Annotated in this window: 27 protein-coding genes; 16 read left to right on the top strand and 11 right to left on the bottom strand. The window is 65.0% G+C overall.

Features of this window, described 5'->3' with window-relative positions; genetic code table 11:
• The first annotated feature begins 9 nt into the window (after positions 1 to 9).
• Positions 10 to 1,161 (top strand): acyl-CoA dehydrogenase family protein, encoded by a 1,152-nt coding sequence (locus LJ655_RS02250; RefSeq protein ID WP_230559814.1) that lies wholly within the window; start codon positions 10 to 12, stop codon positions 1,159 to 1,161.
• Between the two features lie 184 nt (positions 1,162 to 1,345).
• Here the strand turns inward: LJ655_RS02250 and flhC are convergent, their stop codons facing one another.
• From flhC to LJ655_RS02225, 5 genes are all read right to left on the bottom strand, one after another.
• Positions 1,346 to 1,915, bottom strand: coding sequence for a flagellar transcriptional regulator FlhC (gene flhC, locus LJ655_RS02245; protein ID WP_230559626.1), 570 nt, complete (start codon positions 1,913 to 1,915; stop codon positions 1,346 to 1,348).
• 14 nt (positions 1,916 to 1,929) lie between these two features.
• Positions 1,930 to 2,250: a flagellar transcriptional regulator FlhD gene (flhD, locus tag LJ655_RS02240; protein WP_230559625.1), complete on the bottom strand. Its 321-nt coding sequence runs from the start codon at positions 2,248 to 2,250 to the stop codon at positions 1,930 to 1,932.
• 537 nt (positions 2,251 to 2,787) lie between these two features.
• The gene (locus LJ655_RS02235; protein ID WP_230559624.1) at positions 2,788 to 4,011 is read right to left on the bottom strand and encodes a YeeE/YedE family protein; all 1,224 of its coding nucleotides are present in this window, start codon (positions 4,009 to 4,011) and stop codon (positions 2,788 to 2,790) included.
• A 180-nt stretch (positions 4,012 to 4,191) separates the two neighbouring features.
• Positions 4,192 to 4,728, bottom strand: a complete 537-nt coding sequence (locus LJ655_RS02230; RefSeq protein ID WP_230559623.1) for a GNAT family N-acetyltransferase — start codon at positions 4,726 to 4,728, stop codon at positions 4,192 to 4,194.
• Positions 4,729 to 4,772: 44 nt separating this feature from the next.
• A complete protein-coding gene (locus tag LJ655_RS02225) occupies positions 4,773 to 5,621 on the bottom strand; it encodes a helix-turn-helix domain-containing protein (protein ID WP_230559622.1) in 849 nt (282 codons plus the stop codon).
• 293 nt (positions 5,622 to 5,914) lie between these two features.
• Here LJ655_RS02225 and LJ655_RS02220 point away from each other — a divergent pair, with 293 nt between their 5' ends.
• The 6 genes from LJ655_RS02220 (at position 5,915) to LJ655_RS02195 (ending at position 8,462) form a co-directional block, all read left to right on the top strand.
• Complete coding sequence (locus LJ655_RS02220) at positions 5,915 to 6,283, top strand: nuclear transport factor 2 family protein (protein WP_230559621.1); 369 nt, start codon at positions 5,915 to 5,917, stop codon at positions 6,281 to 6,283.
• Positions 6,284 to 6,306: 23 nt separating this feature from the next.
• Positions 6,307 to 6,588: a hypothetical protein gene (locus LJ655_RS02215; RefSeq protein WP_230559620.1), complete on the top strand. Its 282-nt coding sequence runs from the start codon at positions 6,307 to 6,309 to the stop codon at positions 6,586 to 6,588.
• 72 nt (positions 6,589 to 6,660) lie between these two features.
• Positions 6,661 to 7,125 (top strand): RbsD/FucU family protein, encoded by a 465-nt coding sequence (locus LJ655_RS02210; protein ID WP_230559619.1) that lies wholly within the window; start codon positions 6,661 to 6,663, stop codon positions 7,123 to 7,125.
• Positions 7,126 to 7,167: 42 nt separating this feature from the next.
• Positions 7,168 to 7,575: a VOC family protein gene (locus LJ655_RS02205; protein ID WP_230559618.1), complete on the top strand. Its 408-nt coding sequence runs from the start codon at positions 7,168 to 7,170 to the stop codon at positions 7,573 to 7,575.
• A 103-nt stretch (positions 7,576 to 7,678) separates the two neighbouring features.
• On the top strand, positions 7,679 to 8,113 hold the full coding sequence (locus LJ655_RS02200) for a DoxX family protein (RefSeq protein ID WP_230559617.1): 435 nt from the start codon (positions 7,679 to 7,681) through the stop codon (positions 8,111 to 8,113).
• A 76-nt stretch (positions 8,114 to 8,189) separates the two neighbouring features.
• Positions 8,190 to 8,462 (top strand): hypothetical protein, encoded by a 273-nt coding sequence (locus LJ655_RS02195; protein WP_230559813.1) that lies wholly within the window; start codon positions 8,190 to 8,192, stop codon positions 8,460 to 8,462.
• 28 nt (positions 8,463 to 8,490) lie between these two features.
• Here the strand turns inward: LJ655_RS02195 and LJ655_RS02190 are convergent, their stop codons facing one another.
• Both LJ655_RS02190 and LJ655_RS02185 read right to left on the bottom strand, forming a co-directional pair.
• Positions 8,491 to 9,951, bottom strand: a complete 1,461-nt coding sequence (locus tag LJ655_RS02190; protein ID WP_230559616.1) for an MFS transporter — start codon at positions 9,949 to 9,951, stop codon at positions 8,491 to 8,493.
• A gap of 120 nt (positions 9,952 to 10,071) precedes the next feature.
• Complete coding sequence (locus tag LJ655_RS02185) at positions 10,072 to 11,373, bottom strand: MFS transporter (RefSeq protein ID WP_230559615.1); 1,302 nt, start codon at positions 11,371 to 11,373, stop codon at positions 10,072 to 10,074.
• A gap of 294 nt (positions 11,374 to 11,667) precedes the next feature.
• Here LJ655_RS02185 and LJ655_RS02180 point away from each other — a divergent pair, with 294 nt between their 5' ends.
• The 6 genes from LJ655_RS02180 to LJ655_RS02155 all read left to right on the top strand — a co-directional run bounded on the left by LJ655_RS02180 (position 11,668) and on the right by LJ655_RS02155 (position 17,189).
• Entirely contained in the window at positions 11,668 to 12,363 is a 696-nt protein-coding gene (locus LJ655_RS02180) for a response regulator transcription factor (RefSeq protein WP_230559614.1), read from the top strand.
• A 229-nt stretch (positions 12,364 to 12,592) separates the two neighbouring features.
• Positions 12,593 to 13,549: a 4-hydroxyproline epimerase gene (locus tag LJ655_RS02175; protein ID WP_230559613.1), complete on the top strand. Its 957-nt coding sequence runs from the start codon at positions 12,593 to 12,595 to the stop codon at positions 13,547 to 13,549.
• Positions 13,546 to 14,703: an NAD(P)/FAD-dependent oxidoreductase gene (locus LJ655_RS02170; protein WP_230559612.1), complete on the top strand. Its 1,158-nt coding sequence runs from the start codon at positions 13,546 to 13,548 to the stop codon at positions 14,701 to 14,703. The genes LJ655_RS02175 and LJ655_RS02170 overlap by 4 nt, the downstream gene beginning before the upstream one ends.
• The gene (locus LJ655_RS02165) at positions 14,696 to 14,971 is read left to right on the top strand and encodes a (2Fe-2S)-binding protein (protein WP_230559611.1); all 276 of its coding nucleotides are present in this window, start codon (positions 14,696 to 14,698) and stop codon (positions 14,969 to 14,971) included. Before LJ655_RS02170 ends, LJ655_RS02165 begins: the two co-directional genes overlap by 8 nt.
• Positions 14,968 to 16,260, top strand: a complete 1,293-nt coding sequence (locus LJ655_RS02160; protein WP_230559610.1) for an FAD-dependent oxidoreductase — start codon at positions 14,968 to 14,970, stop codon at positions 16,258 to 16,260. The genes LJ655_RS02165 and LJ655_RS02160 overlap by 4 nt, the downstream gene beginning before the upstream one ends.
• Positions 16,261 to 16,421: 161 nt before the next feature.
• On the top strand, positions 16,422 to 17,189 hold the full coding sequence (locus LJ655_RS02155) for an AraC family transcriptional regulator (protein WP_230559609.1): 768 nt from the start codon (positions 16,422 to 16,424) through the stop codon (positions 17,187 to 17,189).
• 906 nt (positions 17,190 to 18,095) lie between these two features.
• Here LJ655_RS02155 and LJ655_RS02150 read toward each other — a convergent pair.
• The 3 genes from LJ655_RS02150 to LJ655_RS02140 form a co-directional block, all read right to left on the bottom strand.
• Entirely contained in the window at positions 18,096 to 18,350 is a 255-nt protein-coding gene (locus LJ655_RS02150) for a hypothetical protein (protein ID WP_230559608.1), read from the bottom strand.
• 154 nt (positions 18,351 to 18,504) lie between these two features.
• Positions 18,505 to 18,837, bottom strand: a complete 333-nt coding sequence (locus LJ655_RS02145) for a YdgH/BhsA/McbA family protein (RefSeq protein ID WP_230559607.1) — start codon at positions 18,835 to 18,837, stop codon at positions 18,505 to 18,507.
• 91 nt (positions 18,838 to 18,928) lie between these two features.
• Positions 18,929 to 20,821 carry a bifunctional sugar phosphate isomerase/epimerase/4-hydroxyphenylpyruvate dioxygenase family protein gene (locus tag LJ655_RS02140; protein WP_230559606.1) on the bottom strand — a complete coding sequence of 631 codons (1,893 nt, stop codon included), beginning with the start codon at positions 20,819 to 20,821 and terminating at the stop codon, positions 18,929 to 18,931.
• Between the two features lie 319 nt (positions 20,822 to 21,140).
• Between LJ655_RS02140 and aroQ the strand changes: the two genes are divergently transcribed.
• The 3 genes from aroQ to LJ655_RS02125 are packed head-to-tail and all read left to right on the top strand — an operon-like array spanning position 21,141 to position 23,937.
• Positions 21,141 to 21,596: a type II 3-dehydroquinate dehydratase gene (aroQ, locus tag LJ655_RS02135; RefSeq protein WP_230559605.1), complete on the top strand. Its 456-nt coding sequence runs from the start codon at positions 21,141 to 21,143 to the stop codon at positions 21,594 to 21,596.
• Positions 21,593 to 22,519: a shikimate dehydrogenase gene (locus LJ655_RS02130; RefSeq protein WP_230559604.1), complete on the top strand. Its 927-nt coding sequence runs from the start codon at positions 21,593 to 21,595 to the stop codon at positions 22,517 to 22,519. The genes aroQ and LJ655_RS02130 overlap by 4 nt, the downstream gene beginning before the upstream one ends.
• A gap of 50 nt (positions 22,520 to 22,569) precedes the next feature.
• On the top strand, positions 22,570 to 23,937 hold the full coding sequence (locus LJ655_RS02125) for an MFS transporter (RefSeq protein WP_230559603.1): 1,368 nt from the start codon (positions 22,570 to 22,572) through the stop codon (positions 23,935 to 23,937).
• A gap of 171 nt (positions 23,938 to 24,108) precedes the next feature.
• Here LJ655_RS02125 and LJ655_RS02120 read toward each other — a convergent pair whose 3' ends face one another.
• Positions 24,109 to 24,831 (bottom strand): TetR/AcrR family transcriptional regulator, encoded by a 723-nt coding sequence (locus LJ655_RS02120; RefSeq protein ID WP_230559602.1) that lies wholly within the window; start codon positions 24,829 to 24,831, stop codon positions 24,109 to 24,111.
• Between the last annotated feature and the right edge of the window lie 52 nt (positions 24,832 to 24,883).

The raw sequence follows: 24,883 nt of genomic DNA, 5'->3' as shown, positions 1-24,883 counted from the left end.
CAGCGGCACATGCATCCCGCCCGCGATCTCACCACACTGCTCGCCGCCCTGCGCGCGAGCGCGGCGCAACGCGATCGTGAAGGCGGTCACGCCGCGCAGGAGAAGCAGTGGATCGCCGACGCAGGACTGCTGGCGCTGGCAGTGCCGCGCGAATTCGGCGGCGCTGGCGAGCGCTGGTCCGCGATCTTCGACGTGGTGCGCGAACTCGCACGCGTCGACAGCGCGCTCGCGCATCTGTTCGGCTTCACCTGCCTGCAGGTGGTCAGCATCGACCTGTGGGGGAATCCGCGGCAACGCGAGCGTTATCTGCGCGGCACCGTCGAGCACCGTTGGTGGTGGGGCAATGCGGTGAATCCGCTGGACACGCGGCTCATTGCAACTGCGGCGAGCGACGGCGGCTATCTGCTCGACGGCCAGAAAGGCTTCTGTTCCGGCACGCGCGGCTCGCAGATGATGACCGTGTCCGCCCACGACCCATCGACCGGCAAACCCCTGTTCGCGGCCGTACCGACCACGCGCGAAGGCATCACCGTTCACGACGACTGGAACCCGATCGGCCAGCGGCAGACCGACAGCGGCAGCGTGTCGTTCGCGCGGGTCAGGGTGGAGCCGCATGAAGTGCTCGAGCGGCCCGACACGCCGCACGCGAGCCTGCGCACACTGGTCTCGCAACAGGTGCTGACCAATCTGTTCGTCGGCATTGCGCAGGGCGGCCTCGAAGAAGCGCGCGCATACGTCCACGAACATGGCCGGCCGTGGATTGCGTCCGGTGTCGCCAAAGCCACCGACGATCCCTACCTGATCCAGCGCTTCGGCGAAATGCATATTCAGACGGTCAGCGCCGCAGCGCTGGCCGCGCGCGCCGCCAACGCGCTCGACGACGCGTGGCAATTGCGCGCAACGCTCGATGCCGAGACCCGTGCCCGCGTCGCGCTGGCGACCTCGGAAGCGAAAATCGTCGCGCACCGGGCGGCGCTCGACATCGGCGAAAAACTCTTCGACGCGTGCGGCGCCCGCGCGACTCATGCACCGCTCGCGCTCGATCGTTTCTGGCGCAACGCACGCGTGCACACGCTGCACGATCCGCTCGATTACCGCGTGCGCGACGTCGGCCGCTACGCGCTCAGCGGGATTTTGCCGGAGGTTTCTCTCTACACTTGAGGCGGTTCGCGGCGCCCAGGCGCGGCGCCGCGCCGGTCCCGCTCCAGAGATTGCCGCGCGTCGGTTTGCTCGTTTGCCCGACGCCTGGGCGAATAGAATCCGCGCAGTTCGTTCGCTGCGCGGACACCCATGAGCTTCGGATTGAATCGGTTGGCCGCCGTGTCGCGGCGAGCGAATCGACCGGTCAGGCGGCCTGCGCGACCCGCGCCCCGCTGAGCGCTTCCTGACGGGCGGCAGCCGCCTTCTTCGTCTTGCCGGCACGCGACGGGGGCTGGCACGCGCCGCACACGACGTTGTGCTGCAGGTCGTGCTTGTGCGCGACGAACTTGCCGCTACAGCGGCAGCATTTGGTGAGCTGCAGGATGTCGGCGTCGAAGAAACGCACCAGCGTCCACGCGCGCGTCAGGTCGAGTACCGGTTCGGTTTCGCTGTGCTGACAATGTTCGAGGTAGAGCCGATATCCCTTGGTCAGCGCATCCAGATGCGAGCAGCGCGCCTCGTTCTTCAGGAACAGGTACGTGTTGTAGAACAGCGACGCGTGAATGTTCGCGAGCCACGTCATGTACCAGTCTGCCGAGAACGGCAGCATGCCCTTGGGCGGCGATACGCCTTTGACTTCGCGATACAAACGGATCATGCGGTCGCGCGACAGCGTCAGTTCGCTTTCGAGCACCTGCATGCGGGCGCCAAGCTCGATCAACGCGATTGCGCGGAATACTTCCTGTGCATCTTCGGTCAGGCTTCGCTTGAGCATTGCAGTCACCTCGATCAGGCAAATTGCTCGGCGGGCTGGCCTGCAAGCAGGATCGCCGTATGGGTCGGTGCAACTGCGGCGTGCTTCGTCGTTTGCGTCAACGCCGACAGCATCGAGTGGTCGGTGAAGCGGAAAAAGCACAAAAGCTGGTCGGACGCGGCAAGCTTGACGATCTGCGCGAGCGACAGCCCGGCAAGCAAGTCGGCCAGTTCCGACGACAGTCCCAGCCGAAACATCCCGACCGGTTTGTCCTCGCGCAACATGCGTTGCGCAAGCATGATGTAAGACAAGTTGATCTCGCGGATTGAATCCAGCGTCTCGCTGCTACGGTCCATTTTTTTCTGTTTCCGAAGCCCCGAATTACTATGTCGGCTTTGCGCCGTTATGTCTTTTCTGCCTCGCCGGAAACGCGGCCTCCGGCTACATGTTGCGACCTGATACAGACAGCCAATTTCTGATACAAGGCGTTACATTTCGTAACAGCTGCGACGAATTGTATGAAGGCCGAAACAAGAAAGCAATGCCCTGTTGGAAAAATATCTCAAAAAATGCGACATTTTCCGGTAACTTTTTCACGCCATTGTAATCAGTGATGCCAAGCGGATCTTAAGCGTTTAGAGAGTCGACTCTAATCGGTTGAAACCCTTGTCGCGCGGTCGTTTGGCTCAATTAAGCATGCACAGGACCGACACCGGTCAACGATTGTGGGATTCGCTGTGAATCGGAAAGGTAATAGAAAGGGCTGGATATGGGCAGTAATAAATACTCGCCCATGAAGGTGTGCAGGGTCCGATCGGGGATGTAACGGAGAGATGCCACCCCAGTTACAAACTATGCAAACTGGGGCTGGACTTGTAACCGCGAGGCAGAGATTAGCACCCCGTCGGGCGGATACGCTCGACTTCGAGGCCGAACAGCGGTCGCAGACGCGTGCCGATCACGTTGCCGGCGAAGGCTGCGATGAGCCAGAGCCAGCCGTGCAAGCTGCCTGACACGATGCCGCTGAAGTAGGCGCCGATGTTACAACCATAGGCGAGCCGCGCGCCATACCCGAGCATCAGACCGCCGACCACTGCCGCAATCAGCGAGCGCGCCGGCACCTTCCACACAGGCGCGTAACGGCCGGCGAGCCCTGCGGCTGCCATCGCGCCGAGCACGATTCCAAAGTCCATCACCGACGTGACGTCGTGGGTAACCGGTGCGGCGAGCGAGCCTGCGTTTGCTTGTGTGGCCCAATACGGCCAGCTGGCGACGTCGATGCCAAGCGCGGCGAAGATTTTCGCGCCCCACAGTGCGAACGCCGAGGTCACCCCCCAGGGGCGGCCCGACAGCGCGAGCGTCGCGAAATTGAGCACGACCAGCGCGATCGCGCCGACGAAGAGCGGCCACGGACCGTGCAGCCATGGAGACGCATGCGGCCGGCGCAGCGGCTCGTCGACGAGGCGTCCGTGGCGGCGCCGTTCGACCAGCACGGTCAGCGCGGCGATCGCGGCAAATATGACGAGATTCAACACGATCGCCCAGACCGCGCCGAGCGTCTTCACCATCGAAAGCGGCTTGAGCGACGGCAGCGCGCTCCAGAACGGCATATGCGCGGTAGCGACCACCGAACCGACGATGAACGCGGCGAGCGTGACCAGCATGCGGGTACTGCCGCCGCCCACCGTGTACAGCGTGCCCGACGCGCAGCCGCCGCCCAACTGCATCCCGATGCCAAACATGAACGCCCCGACGAGCACGGACGTGCCGGCCGGCGCGACGAGCCCGGTGACTGGATGGCCGAACAGCGTGCCCGCCGCGAGTGCCGGAAAGAACAGCAGCACGCCGAGCGCAAGCATCAGCATCTGTGCGCGCAGACCTGCGCCGCGGCCGTCGGCGATGAAAACTCGCCAGGCCGACGTGAATCCGAATGCCGCGTGATAAAGCGACATGCCGAGCAGCGCGCCGACGACATAGAGCGCTGCCTGACGGCCGCTGACGGCTTGCGCCAGATAAAGAGCGCCAAGCGCGATGAGGACGAGCGCAACGCCGAGCGGTTTCGCATTGATGTCGAAACGGCGCGGCACGCGCGGAAGCGAAGTGGAGAGATCGGACATGGACGAATTGACTGGCAGGCCGCCCAACACGAGCCGCGAATCAACGCCGCTCGGCGGCGGGAAACGCGGTTCCAGGTGAGTGCGGCGAGAACGGGGAAACGCGAAAACATATCATGGTTCGTGGTTTCGAGCAGGTGAAAGGCCGATCAACCGGGGATCCAGTAAGAATGGACCGGGTCGTTATGACAGGAATCGCGCCATCAGGTCCTCGTCGTGGAACACGCCATCGACGTTCAATGCGCCGGGCTCACACCCGTATTTGCGAAAGCCGAGCGATTCATACAGCTTGCGCGCCGCGTCGTTGCGGCTACCCACGGTCAACTGCAGCTGTCGCAAGCCGTCGACGCGCGCCGCACGCGTCAACAACTCGCTCAGTAGCGCACGCCCGATCCCACGGCCAGCCGCTTCGTGCGCGACATACATGCCGACCACGTTCGCCTTGTGACGCTCCTTGTCGGCTTTGTTGCGCAGCAGACCGACCACGCCGATCAGCGGAGCATCCGCCGACGCGAAGGCGCCAAGCAGGAACGTGCCTTCCGCCGCTGAACCCTGCAAGGTTGCGTCATACTGCGCGGCGCCTTTGGCCACCGCTTCGTCGTAGCTTTGTCCGAATGAAGCGGGATGCGCCTTCAGCCCGCGCAGGCGGAGCTGGAAATAGGCATCCCGGTCAGCGAGACCGAGTTGGCGAATGAGTAGAGTGTCGGCGTTGACGGACATAGCGCTTGTTCGTGTTGAGTCGAGCGGACGAAGAACGCGAGCGGCTAGCCGCCTTGGTGTTCGGCAAACTCGCGCAGCGCCGCCGCGGTTTGCGGATCGGCCGGAAAGAATGCCTCGATTGCGAGTTCCGACAGCGTAACGTCCACTGGCGTGCCGAACACCGTCGTGGTGCTGAAGAACGACAACACCCCAAGCGGCGTGCGCAGTCTCAACGGCACGGCGATCTGGCTGAGGCTTGCATCGTCCGGCGCTGTAGTGTCCGCATCGGGCGGTGCGGGATAGGCGGCCAGTTCGTCGCGCAGTGCGCTCAGCGTGTCGTCGCCGCTGACGTCGATCTGCCTTTGCAGCCGGGCCAGCGCATGCTCGCGCCACGCATGCCAGTTGATGATCGACGCCGCAATGCCCTGCGGATGCAAACTCAGGCGCAGCGCATTGACCGGCGGCTGCAGCAGTTCGGGACTCGCGCCGCTCAATAGAGGCGTGAGGGCATTGTTGGTCGCGACGATGGTCCAGTGCCTGTCGATCGCCAGGGCGGGGTAGGGCTCGTGTCCTTTGAGCACCAGTTCGACGGCTTCGCGCGCGGCGGCGAGCTGCGGGTCGGAGAGCGGACGTTCGCGAAACAGCGGCGCATAACCGGCCGCGACGAGCAGGGCATTGCGCGCGCGCAGCGGCACGTCGAGTCGCTCGGCGAGATGCATGACCATTTCGCGACTCGGCAGCGCGCGGCCCGATTCGACGAAGCTCAGATGGCGCGTCGAAATGTCGGCCTCGGTGGCGAGCAGCAACTGACTCATGCGCCGCCGCTGCCGCCATTCGCGGAGAAGCTCGCCGACCGTGCGAGTGGCCATCCGCCCGGGTGACGGAGCGGTTTGTGCAATAGAGAGTGTGTTCATGCCACCGATCATAGTCGAAGCGCGCGAGCAATCGATTACTTGAGAGGTAATGCTCCGCCCATCTCAATCGACGAGACCCACGTCATCAGCGGCCATCGAGCGAGCCTCGTCGAGGGTATTTCGGGTCATTCGCTGTAACCGGCCGAGTCAATTGAAGGTTCCTGTGTTCGGTGGACATTACCTCACGCGTAATCGACGCACCGCACGCGAACGGTCAATCTTCATTCCGAGCCCGCCGCATGCGATGCGTATGCCGAGCGAAGTGCTCAGTCCAGCCAATCAAGGAGCTAGAGATGAATGCGCATACCGATCTGATCGACCGTTATTTCGATGCCTGGAACGAAACCGATGCCGCGCGGCGTCGCGAGCTGATCGCAGCAACGTGGAGCGCCGATGCCGAGTATCGCGACCCGCTGCTGGCAGGTGCCGGCCACGATGGCATCGACGCGATGATCCGGGCGGTGCATGAGCGTTTTCCGCATCACACGTTTCGCCGCACGACCGACGTCGACGGCTTCGCGAATCGCCTGCGGTTCTCGTGGGCACTGACGACGCCCGCTGGCGAGGCGATCGTCAAGGGCTCCGACTTCGGCGTGGTGGACGCCCATGGGCGCCTGCAAGCGGTCACCGGTTTCCTCGACGAAGCTCCCGGCGCCGCCTGACGCGTTTTTTCAAGGAGACGATCATGCACGAGCCCGCCGCTGCCTCGCCTGCACAAATCCATCTCGCGTTGATGCGCGGTGCGGCCGCCATCGACGCGTTATCGAGCGCGATCGTGGGTTTTGCGCTGCTCGCCGGCGCGCGGGCGTTCATGTTCATCGCGCTGCTCGGCTGGCGCGAACCGGTGCTCGGCGGCGCGGGCCTCGTGCTGCTGGCAGTGATCGGATGGCTGCGCTGGCAATGCGGTGCGAACGCTACGGCTTGCTACAATCGATCGTCGTGCGGAGGACGCGCGGCCGACGCGTGACGCGATCGTCTGGCGGAACACGCGCGCGCCTACCCATGCGGCAAATTCCCAATCCAACGATCAGGAGACTCCGTGCTGAAAAATCTGGACCCGCTACTGAACGCCGATATCCTGCACGCGCTGCGCTCGATGGGCCACGGCGACGAACTGGTGATCTGCGACGCTAATTTTCCGGCCGACGCGGTGGCACGCGATACCGTGCTCGGCAAGCCGCTGCGTCTCGACGGCGTCAGTTCGCCGCGCGCGGTCCGCGCGGTGCTGTCGGTGCTGCCGCTCGACACTTTCGTCGAGCATCCCGCGTCGCGCATGGAAGTGGTCGGGGAGCCGCACACGATTCCCGCGGTGCAACGCGAGGCGCAAGCCGAGGTGAATGCGGCGGAGCGCCGCGACGTGCCATTCGTGTCGATCGAGCGATTCGCGTTTTACGAGCGTGCGCGCCGCGCGTATTGCGTGATCGCGACCGGCGAGGACCGCGGCTACGGTTGCTTCGTGTTCACCAAGGGCGTGCTGCTTGCACCGGACGCGCCGCGCGCATAGTCGCCATCGCCGTCGCCTGCTCGAATTCATCGCGACAAACCCATGAGCTTCCAACTGGACGGTCTCGATCACCTCGTTCTGAACGTTGCCGACGTCGAAGTCAGCGCGGCGTGGTACGCACGCATGCTCGGTATGCGACGCACCGAGTTCGCGTCGCGCACCGGCACGCGGGTGGCGATGACCTACGGCAATCAGAAGATCAACCTGCGTCCCGCATCGGCCGATACGGTCGCGTGGTTCACGTCGCGCGAAGCGGTGCCGGGTACGGCGGACCTTTGCTTCGTGACCACCGCGAGTCCGGACGACGTCAAGGCGCACTGGGTCGCGCAAGGCGTCGCGATCGAGGCGGGTCCGGTGGAGCGCGACGGCGCGCGCGGCAAGATGACATCGGTGTATTGCCGTGATCCGGACGGCAACCTGATCGAGGTCGCCACGTATCCGCCTGCGTGAGCGGGCTTGGAAATCGCCGCGGTTGCACATATGCTCAGGGGCGAGGCGGGGAACTGCGGCCGCCTGTTCGGGTCTGCTGCTTAATTAATTACAGGAGCCCGCCATGTCGCGTCCCGTCGATTACGGCATTATTTTCATTGCCCGTCTTGCGCTTTCCGTGTTGTTCCTGTGGAGCGGGGTGATGAAACTGGTGGGCTATGCGGGCTTCGTCGGCTACCTGCATTCGAAGGGCGTACCGTTCGTGCAGATCGCCGCGCCGATCGCGACCGCGGTCGAGGTGCTCGGCGGCCTGCTGCTCGTAGTCGGCTTCAAGGTGCGGCCGCTTGCGCTGGTCATGGCCGTGTATACGGTCGCGACGGCGGTGCTCGGCCACGACTTCTGGAATGTCACCGACCCGGCCGTGCAGCACGACATGGTGATCCACTTCTGGAAGAACATCGGTATCGCAGGTGGCTTCCTGCTGCTGTTCGTGACCGGCGCGGGGCGTCTGAGCATCGACAACGCGCGCGCGCCACGCGGCGGTCTCGGCGGCCTGTGAGGCGCGAGCAGTCCACGCGGCCCGCTTCCTGCTGCGCAGCCTGCTATCCGATACGCGGCAATCACGGGAGCAGATGATGATTCAGAACTTCGAGCAAATGATCGGCGGCAAGGTTACGCAATTGTGCGCGAGTCTCGGCGAAGGGCCGACGCCGCATCGCGTCATCATCAGCCTCGCCGATTCGGCGAAGACGCTGGTGGTTCTGGATGCGTCCGGATTCCTCGGCACGCTGAAGGCCGAGATCGAGGATCCGGAGAAACTTATCGCCGATGCGATCGCCAAGGCGTGTAACGAGGGCCTGATCGAACGCGCGGTCGACACTGGCGCGATTCAGGAGGCGTCGCTGTAAGCGAATCCTGCACTCCTGCAGCCTTCGCTCACTTGCTTGCGGCGCTTGCCCGGCGCGCGGCCGATGCCGCCGCGTGCGGCTCCGGATGCACGAAGCACGCGAACACCAGTCCCAGCGCCAGCATTCCCACCGAAATAGCCGTCGCGGCTTGCATCCCCGGCACGATCTGCGTTGCGGCCGCGCCGCCCGCGAGCGCGCCGAAGGCCGCCACGCCCACCGCGCCGCCCGCCTGGCGCGCCGTGTTCAGTATCGCCGACGCCGTGCCCGCACGCCGTGCTTCGGTCGATGCAAGCACCGCCGTGGTCATCGCCGGCACGGCGAGTCCCATGCCCGACGGAATCAGCAGGAACGGCAGCAGCAGGCCGACGAGCGGCGTGCCGGCGTCGACGAGATGCAGCAGGCCGTAGCCGAGGCCCGCGGTGATCGCGCCAACGATCATCGGCACGCGCACCCCGAAGCGGCCGACCACCCAGCCGCTCGCGACGTTCGAGATCAGGAAGCCGCCCGTCAGCGGCAGGAACGCGAGACCCGCCTGCAACGGCGTGTAGCCGCGCACGCGCTGCAGGTAGAGGCTCAGCACGAACACCATGCCGTAGTACGTCAGGTTTACGCAGATGCCGAACAGCACTGCCGCGCTGAACGTGCGCGCGCCGAACAGCGAGAGCGGCAGCATCGGCCGCGCAACCCGCGCTTCGACGAACACGAAACCGACCGCCGCCAGCAACGCGAGCACCAGGCCGCCGGCGACCACCGGATGCGCGAGCCCAAGCGGCCGCCATTCGATCACCGCGGCGACGAACGCGGTCAGCGCGACGATCGCGAGGCATTGACCGACGGGATCGAGGCCGCCCGGCCGCGCCGCAGTGTGGCCGCGCCCGGTGGCCGGGGCGCCGCGCTGCGCGGGGCGCGGACGCGGTATCCACAGCAGCGTCGCGAGCAGGCCGGCGGCGCAGATCGGCAGATTGACGAGGAAAATGCTGCGCCAGCCGAACGCGGCGATCAGCAAACCGCCGGCCACCGGGCCGGCCGCGATCGAAATGGCGCCGGACGCGGTCCACAGGCCGACCGCGCGTGCCCGCAGCTTCGGCTCGTGGCCGAACGACTGATTGAGCAGTGCAAGGGAGTTGGGCAGCATCGCGGCCGCGCCGGTGCCTTGCAGCGCGCGCGCGGCGATCAGCATCGGGGTGTCGAGCGCGAGTCCGCAAGCCAGCGAAGCGAGCGCGAACAGCACGATCCCGCACGCGTACAGGCGCCGCGCGCCGAAGCGATCGCCGAGCGCGCCGGCCGACAGCATCAGTACCGCGAAGGCGAGCGTGTATGCATCGACGACCCATTGCAGGCCCGCGACGTTCGCGTGCAGGTCGGCGCCGATTCGTGGCAGTGCAATGTTGACGATGGTCACGTCGAGTTGCGTGACCACGAAGCCGACGCTGACGGTCGCAAGGATGCGGCCGAGAGCGGGCGAAAAGGAGGGTGTTGATGAGTTCATGACTACATCGTAGACACGATGCAGCGCGCCACGTTTCGCTGTGGTGTGAAGTGTGGATGTCGCTGTGCGAGCGATGGCGCGTCGCCTCGCTACACGCGAGCCGACGCGAATGCCATCGAATCAACGCGCTCGCGGCGCATCCTTGATGAACAGCGTGGTCAGCGCGCCCAGCACGCAGATTGCGGCGACATACAGCGGCGCGGCGAGCGGGTTCGACTTCATCATCAGCGAGACGACGATCGGCGTCAGACCGCCGAACACGGCATACGCGACGTTGTACGAGAACGAGATGCCGGAGAAGCGCACCACCGGCGGGAACCCTCGGACCATCACGAGCGGAATCGCGCCGATCACGCCGACGAAAAGCCCGGCCAGTGCATACAGCGGCACGAGCATGGACGTATCGACGGCCAGCTGGCGGAACATCGCGTAGTAGGTGAGCGCGAGCGCGAGACCGCCCACGAAAATCGTGCGGCCCGCACCGATGCGTCCGGCGAGCGAACCCGCCATCACGCAGCCGATCGTCAGGCACAGCGTCGCCACGCAGTTCGCCAGCAGCGCGGTGGCCGGCTCGATGTGGAATTGCTTTTGCAGCAGCGTGGGCGTCATCAGGATCACGACGACGATGGCCGCCGACAACATCCACGTGAGCAGCATCGACACGATCACTGCGCGGCCGTGATCGCGCAGCACGGCCTTGAGCGGCACCTCGGCGGCGATCGCCTTGCGCTGCTTCAGCTCGGCGAACACCGGCGTCTCGTGCAGCCAGCGGCGCAGATACACCGAGAACATGCCGAACACGCCGCCGACGAGGAACGGGATACGCCACGCATAGGCGGAAATATCGGCCGGCGTGAAATGGCGATTGACCGCCGATGCGATCAGCGAGCCGAGCAGAATGCCCGCGGTGAGACCGGCCGTCAGCGTGCCGCACGCATAGCCGACGTGCCGTGAGGGCACATGCTCGGACACGAACACCCACGCGCCCGGCACCTCGCCGCCGACCGCCGCGCCCTGCATCACGCGGAACACGAGCAGCAGCACCGGCGCGAGCACGCCGATGCTCGCGTAGGTGGGCATCAGACCCATCAGCAGCGTCGGCACCGACATCAGCAGCACGCTCAGCGTGAACATGCGCTTGCGGCCGAACAGGTCGCCGAAGTGCGCCATGATGATGCCGCCGAGCGGTCGCGCCAGATAGCCGGCTGCGAAGATGCCGAAGGTTTGCACCTGACGCAGCCAGTCCGGCATCGCCGCCGGGAAGAACAGCTGGCCGATCGCCGGGGCGAAGAAAACAAAGATGATGAAATCGTAGAACTCGAGCGCTCCGCCGAGCGCGGCGAGACCGAGCGTCTTGTAATCGCTGTGCCCAAGCGGGCGGGGGGTGACAGCCTGCGCTCCACCCAGATTTGTCGCTTGCATTGCCATGTCGTTTGGAAGAATGGGGAGCCACGCGGGTGACGCGTGGACTTGCGGCGGTCGTCGGGCGGGAAGTGTGGCAGGCGCTGGGTAGAGCACGGGACACCGGCGCGCCGTCCGGATAGGGCGGCGCGCTGACGACAGAGGCCGGCGCGGATTTTACAGGATGAAAGACGGAGCCCCGCCGTAGCGTCGGGCGGCATCGAGGAAAGCCGCGGAAATTAGGAGTGCTCCGATGGGAGAGACCGGGGTGCGCCTCGGAGAATGATCTGCATGTCTTCCTCGAGAGTCCATCCCATGCGCGTTGCTGTTCTTCAGCGTGACCCGGTCATGCGTCAGTCGATTGAACAAGTTCTGGTGAGAGCCGGCCATTTCTGCTCGTCCTATGAGGACGGCCTCGCGATGTCGAGGTCGCTCGGGCGCTCCACCGTGGATCTGCTGGTGCTCGACTGGCAGGATGCGCGGCCCGCCGGCGTCGAACTGTTGCGCTCGGTGCGCCGGGCAGCGGGCGAGCGCTTGCCGATCATGTTCGTGTCGAACGACGGGTCGGAGCAAAGCATGGTGCGCGCGCTCGCCTGCGGCGCCGACGATTATCTGGCTTTGCCGCTGCGCGACGCCGAGTTTGGTGCACGCGTCGCCGCGCTGTTGCGGCGCGCATATCCCGAGCGGTTTAGCGCCGCGAGCTGTTTCGAGACCGGTCCCTATCGTTTCGACACGGTCAGCCAGGCGGTCACGCTGCGCGGTAAGCGGATGCCGCTGTCGCCCACGCAGTACCGGATCGCAGCGCTGTTCTTTTCCAACATCGATCGCGTCCTGTCGCGCGACCATATCTTCGCGACGGTGTGGGGCCGCGAACTGCGCGAGTTCACGCGGACGATCGACAGTCACGTGTCGCGGCTGCGTGTGCTGCTCGAAATCGAGCCGCACAATGGTTTCCGGCTGCAGCCGGTGTACAGGAGTGGCTACCGGTTGCTGCGGCTCGACATGTGCTGAAATCCGCGTCTCCGCATGTCTCGATTGCCGGCGGTGGGCATTGTCCGCGCGAGTCTGGACCGGTCAGTTCAGCTTTCCGTGTGGGTAGGGGTGCCTGCTGGCGCAGGTACCGAATATCGGAACGTCTTGCGTGAATCGTCCGCGACGGACGAAGCACTTCATGGCTATGCCGAAATCGTCCCAATCCGCGCGCACGCGCACCAAGACCCGCCCGCCTGCGGTTTCTACCATGGGCGACATGAAAACCCTCAACATCATCGACTCGCACACCGGCGGTGAGCCCACCCGCCTCGTGGTGTCGGGTGGCCCGGACCTTGGCGGTGGCACGCTCGCGCAACGGCTCGATGTTTTCCGCACGCGCTTCGACGACTGGCGCGCAGGCATCGTCACCGAACCGCGCGGCTCGGACGTTGTGGTCGGCGCGCTGCTCTGCGAGCCCGACGATCCGGCCTGCGCGGCCGGCGTGATCTTCTTCAACAACGTCGGCTATCTCGGCATGTGCGGGCACGGCACGATCGGGCTCATCGTGTCGCTTGCATACATGGGGCGGATCGCGGCAGGGCGTCATCGCATCGAGACGCCGGTCGGCGTGGTCGAGGCGACGTTGAACGAAGACGGCAGTGTCGCGGTGCGCAACGTGCCCGCGTATCGCTACCGCAAGGCGGTGCATGTCGACGTGCCGGGCTATGGCGGGCTGACCGGCGACATCGGCTGGGGCGGCAACTGGTTTTTCCTCGTCGCCGAGCATGGGCAGGGGCTCGAAGCCGCGAACATTGCGAGCCTGACCGAATTCAGCTCGGCGATTCGCGACGCGCTCATCGCACAAGACATCACCGGCGCGAATGGCGCGCTGATCGACCATATCGAGCTGTTCGGCCCGGGCTCGCGTGCCGGCCTCGACAGCCGCAGCTTCGTGCTGTGCCCCGGCAATGCATACGACCGCTCGCCGTGTGGCACCGGCACGAGCGCGAAAGTCGCGTGTCTCGCGGCCGACGGCAAGCTTGCCGAAGGCGTGGTGTGGCGTCAGGAGAGCATCATCGGCAGTGTGTTCGAGGCGAGCTATCGCGCCGCGGGCGACGGCGTTCACGTGATTCCGACCATCACCGGTCAGGCGCACATCATGGCCGAAGGGCGTCTGTGTTTCGACGAGCGCGACCCGTTCGCCTGGGGTATTCGGACCGTATGAGCCCGGACGCGCTGATCGTCGGAGCGGGCATCGTCGGTGCCGCGTGCGCGGCGGAATTGGCCACACTCGGCATGCGAGTCGACGTGCTCGACGCGGAGCGCATCGGTGGCGGCGCGACGGCTGCTGGCATGGGTCATATCGTCGTGATGAACGACTCGCCCGCCGAATTCGCGCTGAGCCGTTATTCGCGCGGCCTATGGCTGGAACTCGCGCCGCAGCTGCGCACGCGCGACGCGTTCGCGCGCTGCGGCACGCTGTGGGTCGCGTCCGACGACGAAGAATGGCAAGCCGCGCGCGCGATGCATGTGGCGTTTGGCGCGCAAGGCGTCGCCGCGCAACTGCTCGATGTGGCCGAACTGCGCGACTGCGAGCCGGCGCTTGCGGAATCAATGACGGGCGGCTTGCGCGTCGAGCACGACAGCATCGTCTATGCGCCGACCGCCGCCGAATGGCTGCTCACGCAGTCGCCGCATGCGGCGCGTATCCGCGTGCGGCTCGGTGCGCCGGTCGCGTCGATCGGTGCGGGTGGCGTCACGCTGGCAAGTGGCGAGCGCATCGGCGCGGCGCACGTGATCGTCGCGAACGGCCTCGGTGCGGCGCAATTGCTGCCGTCGCTGCCGTTGCGGCCGAAGAAAGGCCACTTGCTGATCACCGACCGCTACCCGGGACTGATCCGTCATCAGCTGCTCGAACTGGGCTATATCAAGAGCGCGCATCACGCGAGCGGCACGTCGGTTGCGTTCAATGCGCAGCCGCGTCCGACCGGGCAACTGCTGATCGGCTCGTCGCGCCAGTTCGAAACGACCGATCCCGCCGTCGAGATGCCGGTGCTCGCGCGCATGTTGCAACGCGCCGCGCATTATTTGCCCGCGTTGCCGGCGCTCAGCGGCATCCGCGCATGGACGGGGTTTCGCGCGGCGTCGCCGGACGGCCTGCCGCTGATCGGACCGGCCGGCGAATTTGCCGCTGACGCTGCGTCAGGTTCCGCGTCCCGCGTGTGGCTCGCGGTCGGTCATGAAGGCTTGGGCGTGACGACCTCGCTCGCGACCGCGAAGCTGCTCGCAGCGCAGATCGCAGGCCAAGCCGCGCCGATTCCGCTCGAACCTTATCTGCCGGTCCGTTTTGTCCAACAGGAACAGGTGGCCCATGACTGACGCTGACACGACGCGCATCCGTATGACGGTCGATGGCCGCGCCGTCGAAGTCGAACCCGGCACGACCGTGGCCGCGGCGCTCGCGATCGCGCGCGTGAGCGGCTCACGGCTGTCGGTCAAAGGCGAGCCGCGCGAAGCATTGTGCGGCATGGGCGTGTGCCAGGAGTGCCGCGTCACGATCGACGACCGCACACACGCGCTCGCATGCCAGACGCTGTGCCGCGACGGCCAGCGCGTGAAGACGCGAAACGGGGCAGTGCGCGCATGACGCAGCACTTCGACATCGTGGTGGTCGGCGGTGGTCCGGCTGGGCTCAATGCCGCGCGCGCGGCGGTGCAGGCGGGGGCGACGGTCGCGCAGATCGACGACAATCCGCGCGCGGGCGGCCAGATCTGGCGTCAGGGGCCCGCCCATGCGCCGCAAGCGCCGCTGCATGCGTTGCTCCTGGCGCTGCGATCGCGGCAAAACTTCACCTACGAGCCATCGACCCGCGTGATCGCGCCGCTCGGCGCGCAGGGCTTGCTGCTCGAATCCGCCGAACGCGGCGGCATGTCGATCACCTACGACCGGCTGATTCTCGCCACCGGCGCGCGCGAGCGTCTTCTGCCGTTCCCCGGCTGGACCTTGCCCGGCGTCAGCGGCGCGGGCGCGCTGCAGGCGCTGATAAAAGGCGGCCTGCCGGTGCGCGACGAACGGATCGTGATCGCCGGCAGCGGGCCGCTGTTGATGGCCGCGCTCGGCACCGCGAGGCAGGCTGGCGCGCGCGTGATCGCCGTGGTCGAGCAGGCGTCGGCGGCCGACGTTGCGCGGTTCGGTGTGTCGCTTCTGCGCGAGCCCGCGAAGCTGCATCAGGCGTTCATGCTCACGCGCGGGTTCGTGGGACTGCGCTACTGGACCGGCAGCGTCGTGCGCGAGGCGCGCGGTGCGGGGCGCGTGCGGCAGGTGACGATCCGGCGCGGCGGGCGAGATGTGACGCTCGATTGCGACCGTGTCGCGTGCGGCTACGGATTGCTGCCGAACGTCACGCTCGCACAGGCGCTCGGCTGCGCTGTCAACGAGGCGGGCGAGATTGTCGTCGACGCTGAGCAGCGCACCTCGCTCGAGCGCATTTATGCGGCGGGCGAGTGCACGGGAGTCGGTGGCGCGGAGCTGGCTTGCGCGGAAGGCGAGATCGCCGGTCTCGTGGCGAGCGGCGCGGGCGCCACGCAACGCGCCGCGCTGCAGGCACTCGTCGCGCACCGCGCGCGCTGGCGCAGCTTCGGCGCGCGCGTCGCGACTTCGTTCGCATTGGGCGAGGCCGCGCGCACGCCGCCCCCCGACTCGACGCTGCTGTGCCGGTGCGAGGATGTGAGCGTCGGCGAGGTGCGCCGCTGCGCCGACTGGCGCGATGCCAAGCTGCAGACGCGCTGCGGCATGGGCCCTTGTCAGGGGCGCATCTGCGGCGCGGCCGCGAACCTGTACTTCGGCTGGCCGGCCGCCACGGCGCGTCCGCCGTTCAGCCCGGCGCAAATCGGCACGCTGATCGGCGCGGCCGAACCGCCGACGGCGGCGAGATGACCGCTCCGCGCTTACCCCTGGTGGATATTGTCGGGCGCCGCGCGGTTCTATAATCGACCGCAATCGACCGCCTCATGCAGGCTGCCCAGCCGCACCGGAGCAGCGATCCGCGAACGCAACCCGACGCATTCAACCTGGCACGCTCCAACGGAACACGCACGATGAATACGCTGGCCCAACCGCTCGAAACGGACGATATGACCTTGTCCGGCATGCTGTCACATTTCAGGCTGCTCGAGCCGGTGTTCGACGCGATGCCGGACGTCGTGTTCTTCGTGAAGGACGCCGACGCGCGTTATGTGCTCGTCAACCGCACGCTCGCTTCGCGCTGCGGTTTCAAGGAAAAGGCGGCGTTGCTCGGGAAAACTGCCGAAGATGTGTTTCCGCGCCGCTTCGGGCGCATCTATACGGCACAGGACAAGGCGATCATCGGCGTCGGCAATCAGATGCTCGATCAGCTCGAACTGCATTTGTATCCGGGCCGTCAGCCGGGCTGGTGCCTGACATGCAAACAGCCGTTACGCGATGCGGCCGGCAAGGTGGTCGGTCTCGCCGGCATCTCCCGTGATCTGAAGGCCGATGAAAGCAGCCATCCGGCCTACAGCCGGCTCGCCGCCGTCGTGCAGTCGATCCAGGAAAACTATGTGCAGCCACTGAACCTGAAGCAGCTTGCGGCGATGGCGGACATGTCCGTCGCGCAACTGGAGCGCTATTTCCACAAGGTGTTTCATTTGACGCCGCGCCAGGTGTTGCTGAAGACGCGACTCGATGCGGCGACCGCTCTGCTGGTATCGCACGACAAGGTCACCGACGTCGCCGCGCGTTGCGGCTACACCGATCACAGCGCGTTCACGCGGCAATTCAAGGCAACCGTCGGCATCACGCCTACCGAGTACCGGATGCTGCTGCACGGGACGCTGCGCAACTGAGCGGCATTGCACATTTCATGGCGGGTCGAGCGCATCACTACTACGTGTACGTCGTCGCACTCGACGACAAAGTATGGAACGAGGCGCGCTTTCGTCGCGCGAATCCCGCTTATGGAAGTGGAACTGGCGATCGGGTTGCGTGAAGCGGGGTATGGGGTGTGGCAGGCTTGAGCGGGTTGAAGCCGCCGGATTTCATCGGGTTGAGGGTGCTCACCGTGCTCGCCGCGACGCGATGACGCTTACCGGCGCGATGATCGAGGCAGCGACGATATACGCCGAAACGATCAACGCAAAGTTGCTCCACGCTTCCACATCGTAGGCGTCGGGCATCCAATCGGGATATAGACAACGTAGTAGCCATCGAATGAAATCGGCAAACCATAACGGTATCTCGAACAATAGTCGTTGCGAACCCCATGCGAGAGCGGTTCCCAGCGCGAGCCAGATAACAGGCGCATTGACGCACCGCCAAAAAAAACGGTCGTGCGTCATAGAACCTGTACTCGCCCATAAGCTCGCATATCACTTCCTGGAATTGGCAGCGTTGGCGGGAACTGACGGATCGCCGCCGTGCGGGTTCCACGGCGTCAACCACTTGTGCCGATCACTACTTCCAAAGTATTTCCGATTGAGCGCGAAAGTGCAGCTTACAGTCATCGTCTTTTGCTCCAAAATTCCCTGAGGTGGCGGAGCAATGACTATTGCCTGTCCAGTCTGAGCCCCACAATCGGAGCGCTCTTAAATCTGCCTCGGATATCGACGAAACTGTTAGCGAAAGCGCGGCGGTCTGAAACATCGCCAAATAAATAGGCCGCGCGAAATTGACTGTGTCCCAACTGAAAAAAAAGCCGCGTCAACGCTTTGCGTTGACGCGGCCTCAGATAACCGATTCGTGGGGTGAAGGCGTTACTTGACCCCAAGCCCCCGCAACACCGCATCGCCCTTGGACGTCAGACGGATATGCGGCGTGCCCGCATCGTTCGAAACGGTCTCGACGAGACCCGCTTCGTAAAGCTGCGGAATTTCAGGTTTCGCGGACGCATCGATCGGTGCGTGCAGCAACAGCAGCAGGGTCGCGAGTTCGTGATGGCTCAGCAGACGGCGCAGGATAGTAGGCCGCTTGGCCGGTGTTTCGTTGGTGTTCGGTTCGAGCTGGTTCATGAAGCACACCTCGTGCAGGGACTTGTCCGAGGGATCATGCGGACGAAGTCTTAAACGATTCTTAAGACTCTATTGTCCTGTAACACTGTGACATGAACATTGCAATGGATCAAATTCCGGCGCGCGGAACTTCGCCTTTATGTGGCACAACGCCTTACGGCGCGCAGGTTTTGCCTGCCGATTCGATCCACAGATTGCTTACATGACGCTTGCCCGCATAGAAACGGTAAGTTGTCGCGCCGTTGTCGCTGCGTACCTTGACGATGTTCGAGTCGCCGAAGTCGAGCATCTGACCTTGCGGGATCGCGGTCGACTTGAATGCGGCGTTGTGATGATTGGCCATCTGCGTCAGACAGGCGACCACGTCGTCGACGGAGCGCTGCGTTGTCGTATCCGTGACGGGCTCGCCGGAATCCGGGTCTTTCTGGAAATAGGCGCAAGCGCTGAGCATGAGCGATAGGGACAGGACTGCTGCGAACTTCTTCATATGTCTCCTGGCGTTGATTCGGCGATTCGGCAAACACAGACGCCATTATATCGAGAGGGCGAACCTGCCTATCGGGGACGCAGGGTGCGGGCTATTTGCGCCGTTGTGCCTGCGCCGCGAGCCGCACCGCCGCATTGGCTGCGCCATAGCCGTCATAACCGCCGCGCCGCTCGACGATCTCGAGGAAGAAGCGTTGGTCGAGTTGCTCCGTATAAGCATGGAAAAACTCGCCGCCGCGTTCATCGCGGTCGTACAGGATATTGTTCGCGCGCAGCGCTTCGAGCAGCGTGTCGGACAGCGCGTAGCGGGCTGCGAGGTCGTCGTAGTAATTGCGCGGAATGCGCAGGATCGGTACGCCGTCGGCGACGAATTCGGGGATCGCGCTGAAGATGTCGCCGGTGCTGAACGCGACATGGTTCAGGCCGGAGCCGTGATACGTGTGCAGCGCCTCGGCGACCGCCGTATGACGATCCACGGATGCGTTCAGCGCGATCCGCACCGAGCCGTCGGCGCTGCGCAGCGCGCGGCTGCGCACGAGGCCGTACGGATCGGGCACGAGCACGCCGGGCTCGGCCAGGAAACCCAGCGCGGTACGCAGAAACAGCACCCACGTATCGAGCGCGTTTGCCGGCACCGACAGGCACACGTGATCGATGCGCTCGAGCGGTCCCACCTCGGTCGGCCCGTTGACGTCGGTGAGCACGAAATCGGCTTCGAATAGCGTGGGCTGCTCGGGCCTTTCGTCGACGAAATAGTTGAGGCTGCCGTCCGGCGCCTGCACGGCGGGCAGCACGCGCTCGTTCGGCCCGATCTGGCCGGAGAACGGCGCGTAGCCGAAGCCGGCGGCGCGCTCGAAAGCCTGGCTCGCGTCGTCGACACGAAATGCCGATGCGCACAGCGACAAACCATGCTGCTGGAAAAACGCGTTCGCGAACGAATCGGGCTCGGCGTTCAGCACGATCGATGCCGCGCCGTGCTGGTACAGCGTCACGTCCTTCGAGCGATGCTGGCCGGCCTGGCGAAAACGCAGCTTGCCGAGCCAGTCGGCGAGCTGCGCGCGGGTTGTGTGATCGACCGCGAACTCGAGGAACTGATAGCCAACGTGCGCGGGCACTGCGGGCGAGCGGTACAGGTTGCTCGTGGTCTTCTGCGGCTGCTGTTGCGTTTCGAGCAGCGCACGGGTTTGCTCTTCGAGGAACAGCAGCGAGCGATGGCCGTCGGCGGCCGTGATCGTGGTAGGGGCGGCGCGAAAGCCGTCATTGAAGATTTCCAGCGAAAGCGGGCCCTTGTAGCCGGCTTTGACGACCTGCGCGGTGAAGTTCGCGAGATCGAAGTCGCCCTGACCGGGGAAGCAGCGGTAGTGGCGGCTCCATTCGAGCACGTCCATCGCGAGCTTCGGCGCGTCCGCGATCTGCACGAACGCGATGCGCTCGCCTGGAATATCGGCGATTGCGTCGGGCGTGTCGTTCAGCGACAGCGTGTGGAAGCTGTCGAGCACGAGCCCGAGGCTCGGATGGTTCACTGCGTCGACGAGCTTCCACGCATGACGGTAGGTCTTCACGTGCTTGCCCCACGCGAGCGCCTCGTAACCGGCGATCACGCCGGCCGCCTCTGCCGCGCGCGCGAGCGCGCCGAGCTGGTCGATCATCAGCGAGTCGTCGCAGATCGTGTCCGGCGACACGTTGCTGCACACGAGGATGCGGTCGGTGCCGAGCTCGTGCATCACGTCGAACTTGCGCTTCGCGCGGTCGAGATTGCGCTCGAGCCTCTCGGGACTGACGCCGTCGAAATCGCGAAACGGCTGGAACAGCATGATCTTCAGGCCGAGGTCGGCGGCGATGCGACGCACGTCGGCGGGCGAGCCGTCGAAATACAGCAGGTCGTTCTCGAAGATTTCGACGCCTTCGAAGCCCGCCGCGCGGATCGCGCTCAGCTTTTCGACGAGGGTGCCGCTAATCGACACGGTGGCAATCGAACGTTGCATGAACGGCTCCTGCAAAAACGGACAAACGACGGGAAAAATGACCGAACCGACCGCGCCGGCGCGCCTGCAATCACGACCTGCGGAGTCTTGCTGCAATGCGCAATATGGGCCAGTTCGTTACGCAGTGTAGCAAGGCACGGGCCAGTTTCCCCATATTAGCCCGGACTTTCGATAGCTTATACAAACTAACTAGATGGTACAAATTCGTGGAAACCCCGAATGACGATGGCAACGGATGCGCGCATACTTCGCTACGCGTCGAAAAACCGCCGCGAGTGCCGCGGTTGGGGTCGCGCCTTACATTGCAGGAGTCGTCGTCATGAGCTTTGCCTCCGTACTGGTCCTGAACGGACCGAATCTCAATCTGCTAGGCACGCGCGAGCCGGCCATCTATGGCTCGGAAACGCTCGACGACGTCGCAAAGCTATGCCGCGACGCGGGCGAGCGCCTCGACCTCGTGGTCGATTTCTGCCAGTCGAACGCCGAGCATCAGCTGATCGACTGGCTGCACGCGGCACGCACCAAGGTGGACGGCATCGTGATCAATCCGGCCGCGTACACGCATACGTCGGTCGCGATAGCCGACGCGCTGAGCGCGATCGCGAAGCCCGTCATCGAGGTGCATATCTCGAACGTGCATCGACGCGAGGCGTTCCGCCATCACTCGTATGTGTCGGCGGTGGCGGAGGCGGTCATCATCGGCTGCGGCACGCAGGGGTATGTGCTCGCGCTGGAACGGATGGCGGCGATCCTTAAGAATAGGGCGGCGAAATGAACACGCAAGCACATGGCCGCAGCGATGCGCAGATCGCCGCGCTGGCGAATGCGCAGGCGAGCTTGCGGGCCACGCCACGTTCGTTTCTGGTCGGCCTGATCGGCTCGGGCATCGGCGGCTCGCTCACGCCCGCGATGCACGAGGAAGAGGGTGCCAAGCTCGGTCTGCACTATGTCTACCGGCGTATCGATCTCGATGCGCACAAGCTCGACACAGCCGCGCTGCCGGAGCTGCTGACCGCGGCCGAACGGATGGGCTACAACGGTCTGAACATTACCTATCCGTGCAAGCAGGCGGTGATTCCGCTGCTCGACGAACTCTCCGACGACGCCCGAGCGCTCGGCGCGGTCAACACCGTGCTGTTCAAGGACGGCAAGCGTATCGGCCACAACACCGACTGGTCGGGCTTCGCGCGCGCGTTCCAGCGTGGCCTGCCGGACGTGTCGCTGGAACGCGTCGTGCAACTGGGCGCCGGGGGGGCGGGCGCGGCGGTCGCGCACGCGGCGCTGAACATGGGCGCGCAGTCGCTGACCCTGTTCGACGTCGACGCCGCCCGCGCGCAGTCGCTCGCCGGCGAGTTGCAGAAGCGCTTTCCGGCCGCCAAGGTCAGCGCGGGCACGTCGCTCGAGCAATCGCTGGCGGCTGCGCAAGGGCTGATTCACGCGACGCCGACCGGCATGGCCAAAATGCCGGGCCTGCCGCTGCCGGCCGAATTGCTGCGCCGCGACCTGTGGGTCGCCGACATCGTCTATTTCCCAATCCGCACGGCGCTGTTGCAGGCGGCCGAAGCGCTCGGCTGCCGCACGTTGAGCGGCGGAGGCATGGCGGTCTATCAGGCGGTCGATGCCATGCGGATATTCACGGGCCTCGAGCCGGACCCCGAGCGCGTCTACACCCACTTTCAATCACTGTTGCAACGTTGACCGGCCGCGTAGAGACCGGCACACAAGCTGACCGAGGAGACAAACACGACATGCCGCAATCGTTCCAATCCAGTTCCGCGGGCTCGCCCGCGCAGAGCCAAACGGCGAGCACCGCACGCCGTTCGAAAGCCCGCTATCAGATCCTCGCGCTGCTCGCAGTCGGCACGATGATCAACTATCTCGACCGCACCATTCTCGGCATCGCGGCGCCGCAGTTGACGAAGGAGCTCGGCATCAACGCCGCGCTGATGGGCCTGCTGTTCTCCCTGTTTTCGTGGAGCTACGCGGCCTCGCAGATTCCGGGCGGCCTGTTTCTCGACCGCTTCGGCAGCAAGGTCACGTACTTCCTGTCGATGACGTTCTGGTCGCTGTGCACGCTCGCTCAAGGGCTCGTCAGCGGCATCGGCGGGCTGTTTGCATTCCGTCTCGGCCTGGGCGTTTCGGAAGCGCCGTGCTTTCCGACCAATAGCCGCGTGGTCGCCACGTGGTTTCCCCAAAGCGAACGCGCGATGGCGACCGCTACCTACACGGTCGGCGAATACATCGGCCTCGCGTTTTTCAGCCCGTTCCTGTTCATGCTGATGGGCGCGTTCGGCTGGCGCTCGCTGTTCCTCGTGGTCGGCGGCGTCGGTATCGCGTTCGGCGTGGTGTGGTGGCTGCTGTATCGCGAGCCGCGCGATCATCCGTCGGCGAATCAGGAAGAGCTCGACTATATCGAGGCGGGCGGTGGTCTCACGCAACGCAACAAGGAAGCCGCGAGCGCAGCCGATGCGGCGGCGTCGAAGAAAAGCGGCTTCGAATGGCGCACGATCGGCCGCCTGCTCAAGCATCGTCAGCTCACTGGCATCTGCCTCGGCCAGTTCGCGGGCAATTCGACGCTGGTGTTCTTCCTCACGTGGTTCCCGACGTATCTGGCCACCGAGCGTCACATGGCGTGGCTGAAGATCGGCTTCTTCGCGATCATGCCGTTCGTTGCGGCGTCGATCGGCGTGATGTTCGGCGGCGTGTTCTCCGACTGGCTGCTGCGCCGTGGCAAGTCGCCGAACGTCGCGCGCAAGCTGCCGATCATCGCCGGCCTGCTGCTCGCCTCGACGATCATCCTCGCCAACTATGTCGAGAGCAACGTGGTCGTGATCGCGATTCTGTCGGTGGCGTTCTTCGCGCAGGGGATGGCCGCGCTCGGCTGGACGCTCGTGTCGGATATCGCGCCTGAAGGCCTGCTCGGCGTGACCGGCGGCATCTTCAACTTCGCCGCCAATCTGGCGGGTATCGTGACGCCGCTCGTGGTCGGCCTGATCGTCGCTGCGACCGGCTCGTTCGTGGGCGCGCTGGTGTTTATCGGTGTCATCGCTCTGATCGGCGCGCTGTCGTACATCTTCATCGTCGGCGATATCAAGCGGATCGTGCTGGCGGATTGAGCCTTTCTGAGCCGTCGTTTCATGTAACGGCCGCTATTCCCTTCGCATCCCCGGTCGTCATCGCAGTGCGGCGGCAACCGGGGATTTTTGCGTTTGGTGAAGCGATAAAAAACGGGATGTGGCTTTCACCACATCCCGTTTCCATTTCGGCCTGATGCTACGCAACCAGCCTCAATCGTCCTTCTTCACGAACCGCAAAATCGCATCGACGATCATCGCCCGATGTCGCGCCCGCAGTCGCGGATGCGACGGATCGCGCCCGAACGCGGTGCCGAACGTATGCCGGTTACCCACGCGATGAAAGCACAGCGAACTGATCATCAAATGCAGATCGATCGGATCGATGTCGCTGCGGAACTGGCCCGCCGCGATGCCGCGCGCGAGCAGATCCTCGATCGTGTGAATCACGGTAACGTTACGCCCCTTGAACGTCTTGACCTGCTCGACGTACTTCGCGCCGTGAATGTTTTCGATCGTCACGAGGCGCACGAAGTCGCGCTGGCGGTCGTGGTAGTCGAACGTGAATTCGACCAGCGCGCGCATGCCTTCGACCGGATCGAGTTCGCTGATATGAAGGTCCTGTTCGAGCGCGCGAATGTCTCCGTACACCTTCTCCAACACCGCCTGGTACAACCCTTCCTTGCTGCCGAAGTAGTAGTACAGCATGCGCTTCGTGGTGTTCGTGCGTTCCGCGATCGCGTCGACGCGCGCGCCCGTCAGTCCCATTGCGGAGAACTCCTGGGTCGCGACGTCGAGAATGTTGCGCTTCGTCTGCTCGGGATCGTATTTGCGCGGGGCGTCCGCACGCCGGGAATCGGCATGGGCATCGGCGCGCGGCGCGCCGGACATGGTGCCGTTGGTATCAGGCTCGGCGGCCTTGCTTCCCTTTTTCATTGTGGTTTCGAGCGCCAGTGACGGCGCATTCTAGCATGGCGAAATGGGCCTC

Source organism: Paraburkholderia translucens (assembly GCF_020881035.1).
In the GTDB taxonomy this organism is placed as follows: Bacteria; Pseudomonadota; Gammaproteobacteria; order Burkholderiales; family Burkholderiaceae; genus Paraburkholderia; species Paraburkholderia translucens.
Note: the sequence above shows the minus strand (reverse complement) of the source record. Positions and strands in the feature narration are given on the sequence as shown.

Excerpts from the sequence above, each read along its gene's own strand:
- LJ655_RS02130 (WP_230559604.1), top strand. The coding sequence starts at position 21,593 with ATGAACACGCAAGCACATGGCCGCAGCGATGCGCAGATCGCCGCGCTG.
- LJ655_RS02220 (WP_230559621.1), top strand. The coding sequence starts at position 5,915 with ATGAATGCGCATACCGATCTGATCGACCGTTATTTCGATGCCTGGAAC.
- LJ655_RS02235 (WP_230559624.1), bottom strand. The coding sequence starts at position 4,011 with ATGTCCGATCTCTCCACTTCGCTTCCGCGCGTGCCGCGCCGTTTCGAC.
- LJ655_RS02145 (WP_230559607.1), bottom strand. The coding sequence starts at position 18,837 with ATGAAGAAGTTCGCAGCAGTCCTGTCCCTATCGCTCATGCTCAGCGCT.
- LJ655_RS02125 (WP_230559603.1), top strand. The coding sequence starts at position 22,570 with ATGCCGCAATCGTTCCAATCCAGTTCCGCGGGCTCGCCCGCGCAGAGC.
- LJ655_RS02205 (WP_230559618.1), top strand. The coding sequence starts at position 7,168 with ATGAGCTTCCAACTGGACGGTCTCGATCACCTCGTTCTGAACGTTGCC.
- LJ655_RS02200 (WP_230559617.1), top strand. The coding sequence starts at position 7,679 with ATGTCGCGTCCCGTCGATTACGGCATTATTTTCATTGCCCGTCTTGCG.
- LJ655_RS02140 (WP_230559606.1), bottom strand. The coding sequence starts at position 20,821 with ATGCAACGTTCGATTGCCACCGTGTCGATTAGCGGCACCCTCGTCGAA.
- LJ655_RS02215 (WP_230559620.1), top strand. The coding sequence starts at position 6,307 with ATGCACGAGCCCGCCGCTGCCTCGCCTGCACAAATCCATCTCGCGTTG.
- LJ655_RS02150 (WP_230559608.1), bottom strand. The coding sequence starts at position 18,350 with ATGAACCAGCTCGAACCGAACACCAACGAAACACCGGCCAAGCGGCCT.
- LJ655_RS02170 (WP_230559612.1), top strand. The coding sequence starts at position 13,546 with ATGAGCCCGGACGCGCTGATCGTCGGAGCGGGCATCGTCGGTGCCGCG.
- LJ655_RS02225 (WP_230559622.1), bottom strand. The coding sequence starts at position 5,621 with ATGAACACACTCTCTATTGCACAAACCGCTCCGTCACCCGGGCGGATG.
- LJ655_RS02180 (WP_230559614.1), top strand. The coding sequence starts at position 11,668 with ATGCGCGTTGCTGTTCTTCAGCGTGACCCGGTCATGCGTCAGTCGATT.
- LJ655_RS02195 (WP_230559813.1), top strand. The coding sequence starts at position 8,190 with ATGATTCAGAACTTCGAGCAAATGATCGGCGGCAAGGTTACGCAATTG.
- flhD (WP_230559625.1), bottom strand. The coding sequence starts at position 2,250 with ATGGACCGTAGCAGCGAGACGCTGGATTCAATCCGCGAGATCAACTTG.
- LJ655_RS02230 (WP_230559623.1), bottom strand. The coding sequence starts at position 4,728 with ATGTCCGTCAACGCCGACACTCTACTCATTCGCCAACTCGGTCTCGCT.
- LJ655_RS02185 (WP_230559615.1), bottom strand. The coding sequence starts at position 11,373 with ATGCAAGCGACAAATCTGGGTGGAGCGCAGGCTGTCACCCCCCGCCCG.
- LJ655_RS02190 (WP_230559616.1), bottom strand. The coding sequence starts at position 9,951 with ATGAACTCATCAACACCCTCCTTTTCGCCCGCTCTCGGCCGCATCCTT.
- aroQ (WP_230559605.1), top strand. The coding sequence starts at position 21,141 with ATGAGCTTTGCCTCCGTACTGGTCCTGAACGGACCGAATCTCAATCTG.
- LJ655_RS02165 (WP_230559611.1), top strand. The coding sequence starts at position 14,696 with ATGACTGACGCTGACACGACGCGCATCCGTATGACGGTCGATGGCCGC.
- LJ655_RS02175 (WP_230559613.1), top strand. The coding sequence starts at position 12,593 with ATGGGCGACATGAAAACCCTCAACATCATCGACTCGCACACCGGCGGT.
- LJ655_RS02155 (WP_230559609.1), top strand. The coding sequence starts at position 16,422 with ATGAATACGCTGGCCCAACCGCTCGAAACGGACGATATGACCTTGTCC.
- LJ655_RS02120 (WP_230559602.1), bottom strand. The coding sequence starts at position 24,831 with ATGAAAAAGGGAAGCAAGGCCGCCGAGCCTGATACCAACGGCACCATG.
- LJ655_RS02160 (WP_230559610.1), top strand. The coding sequence starts at position 14,968 with ATGACGCAGCACTTCGACATCGTGGTGGTCGGCGGTGGTCCGGCTGGG.
- LJ655_RS02250 (WP_230559814.1), top strand. The coding sequence starts at position 10 with ATGCATCCCGCCCGCGATCTCACCACACTGCTCGCCGCCCTGCGCGCG.
- flhC (WP_230559626.1), bottom strand. The coding sequence starts at position 1,915 with ATGCTCAAGCGAAGCCTGACCGAAGATGCACAGGAAGTATTCCGCGCA.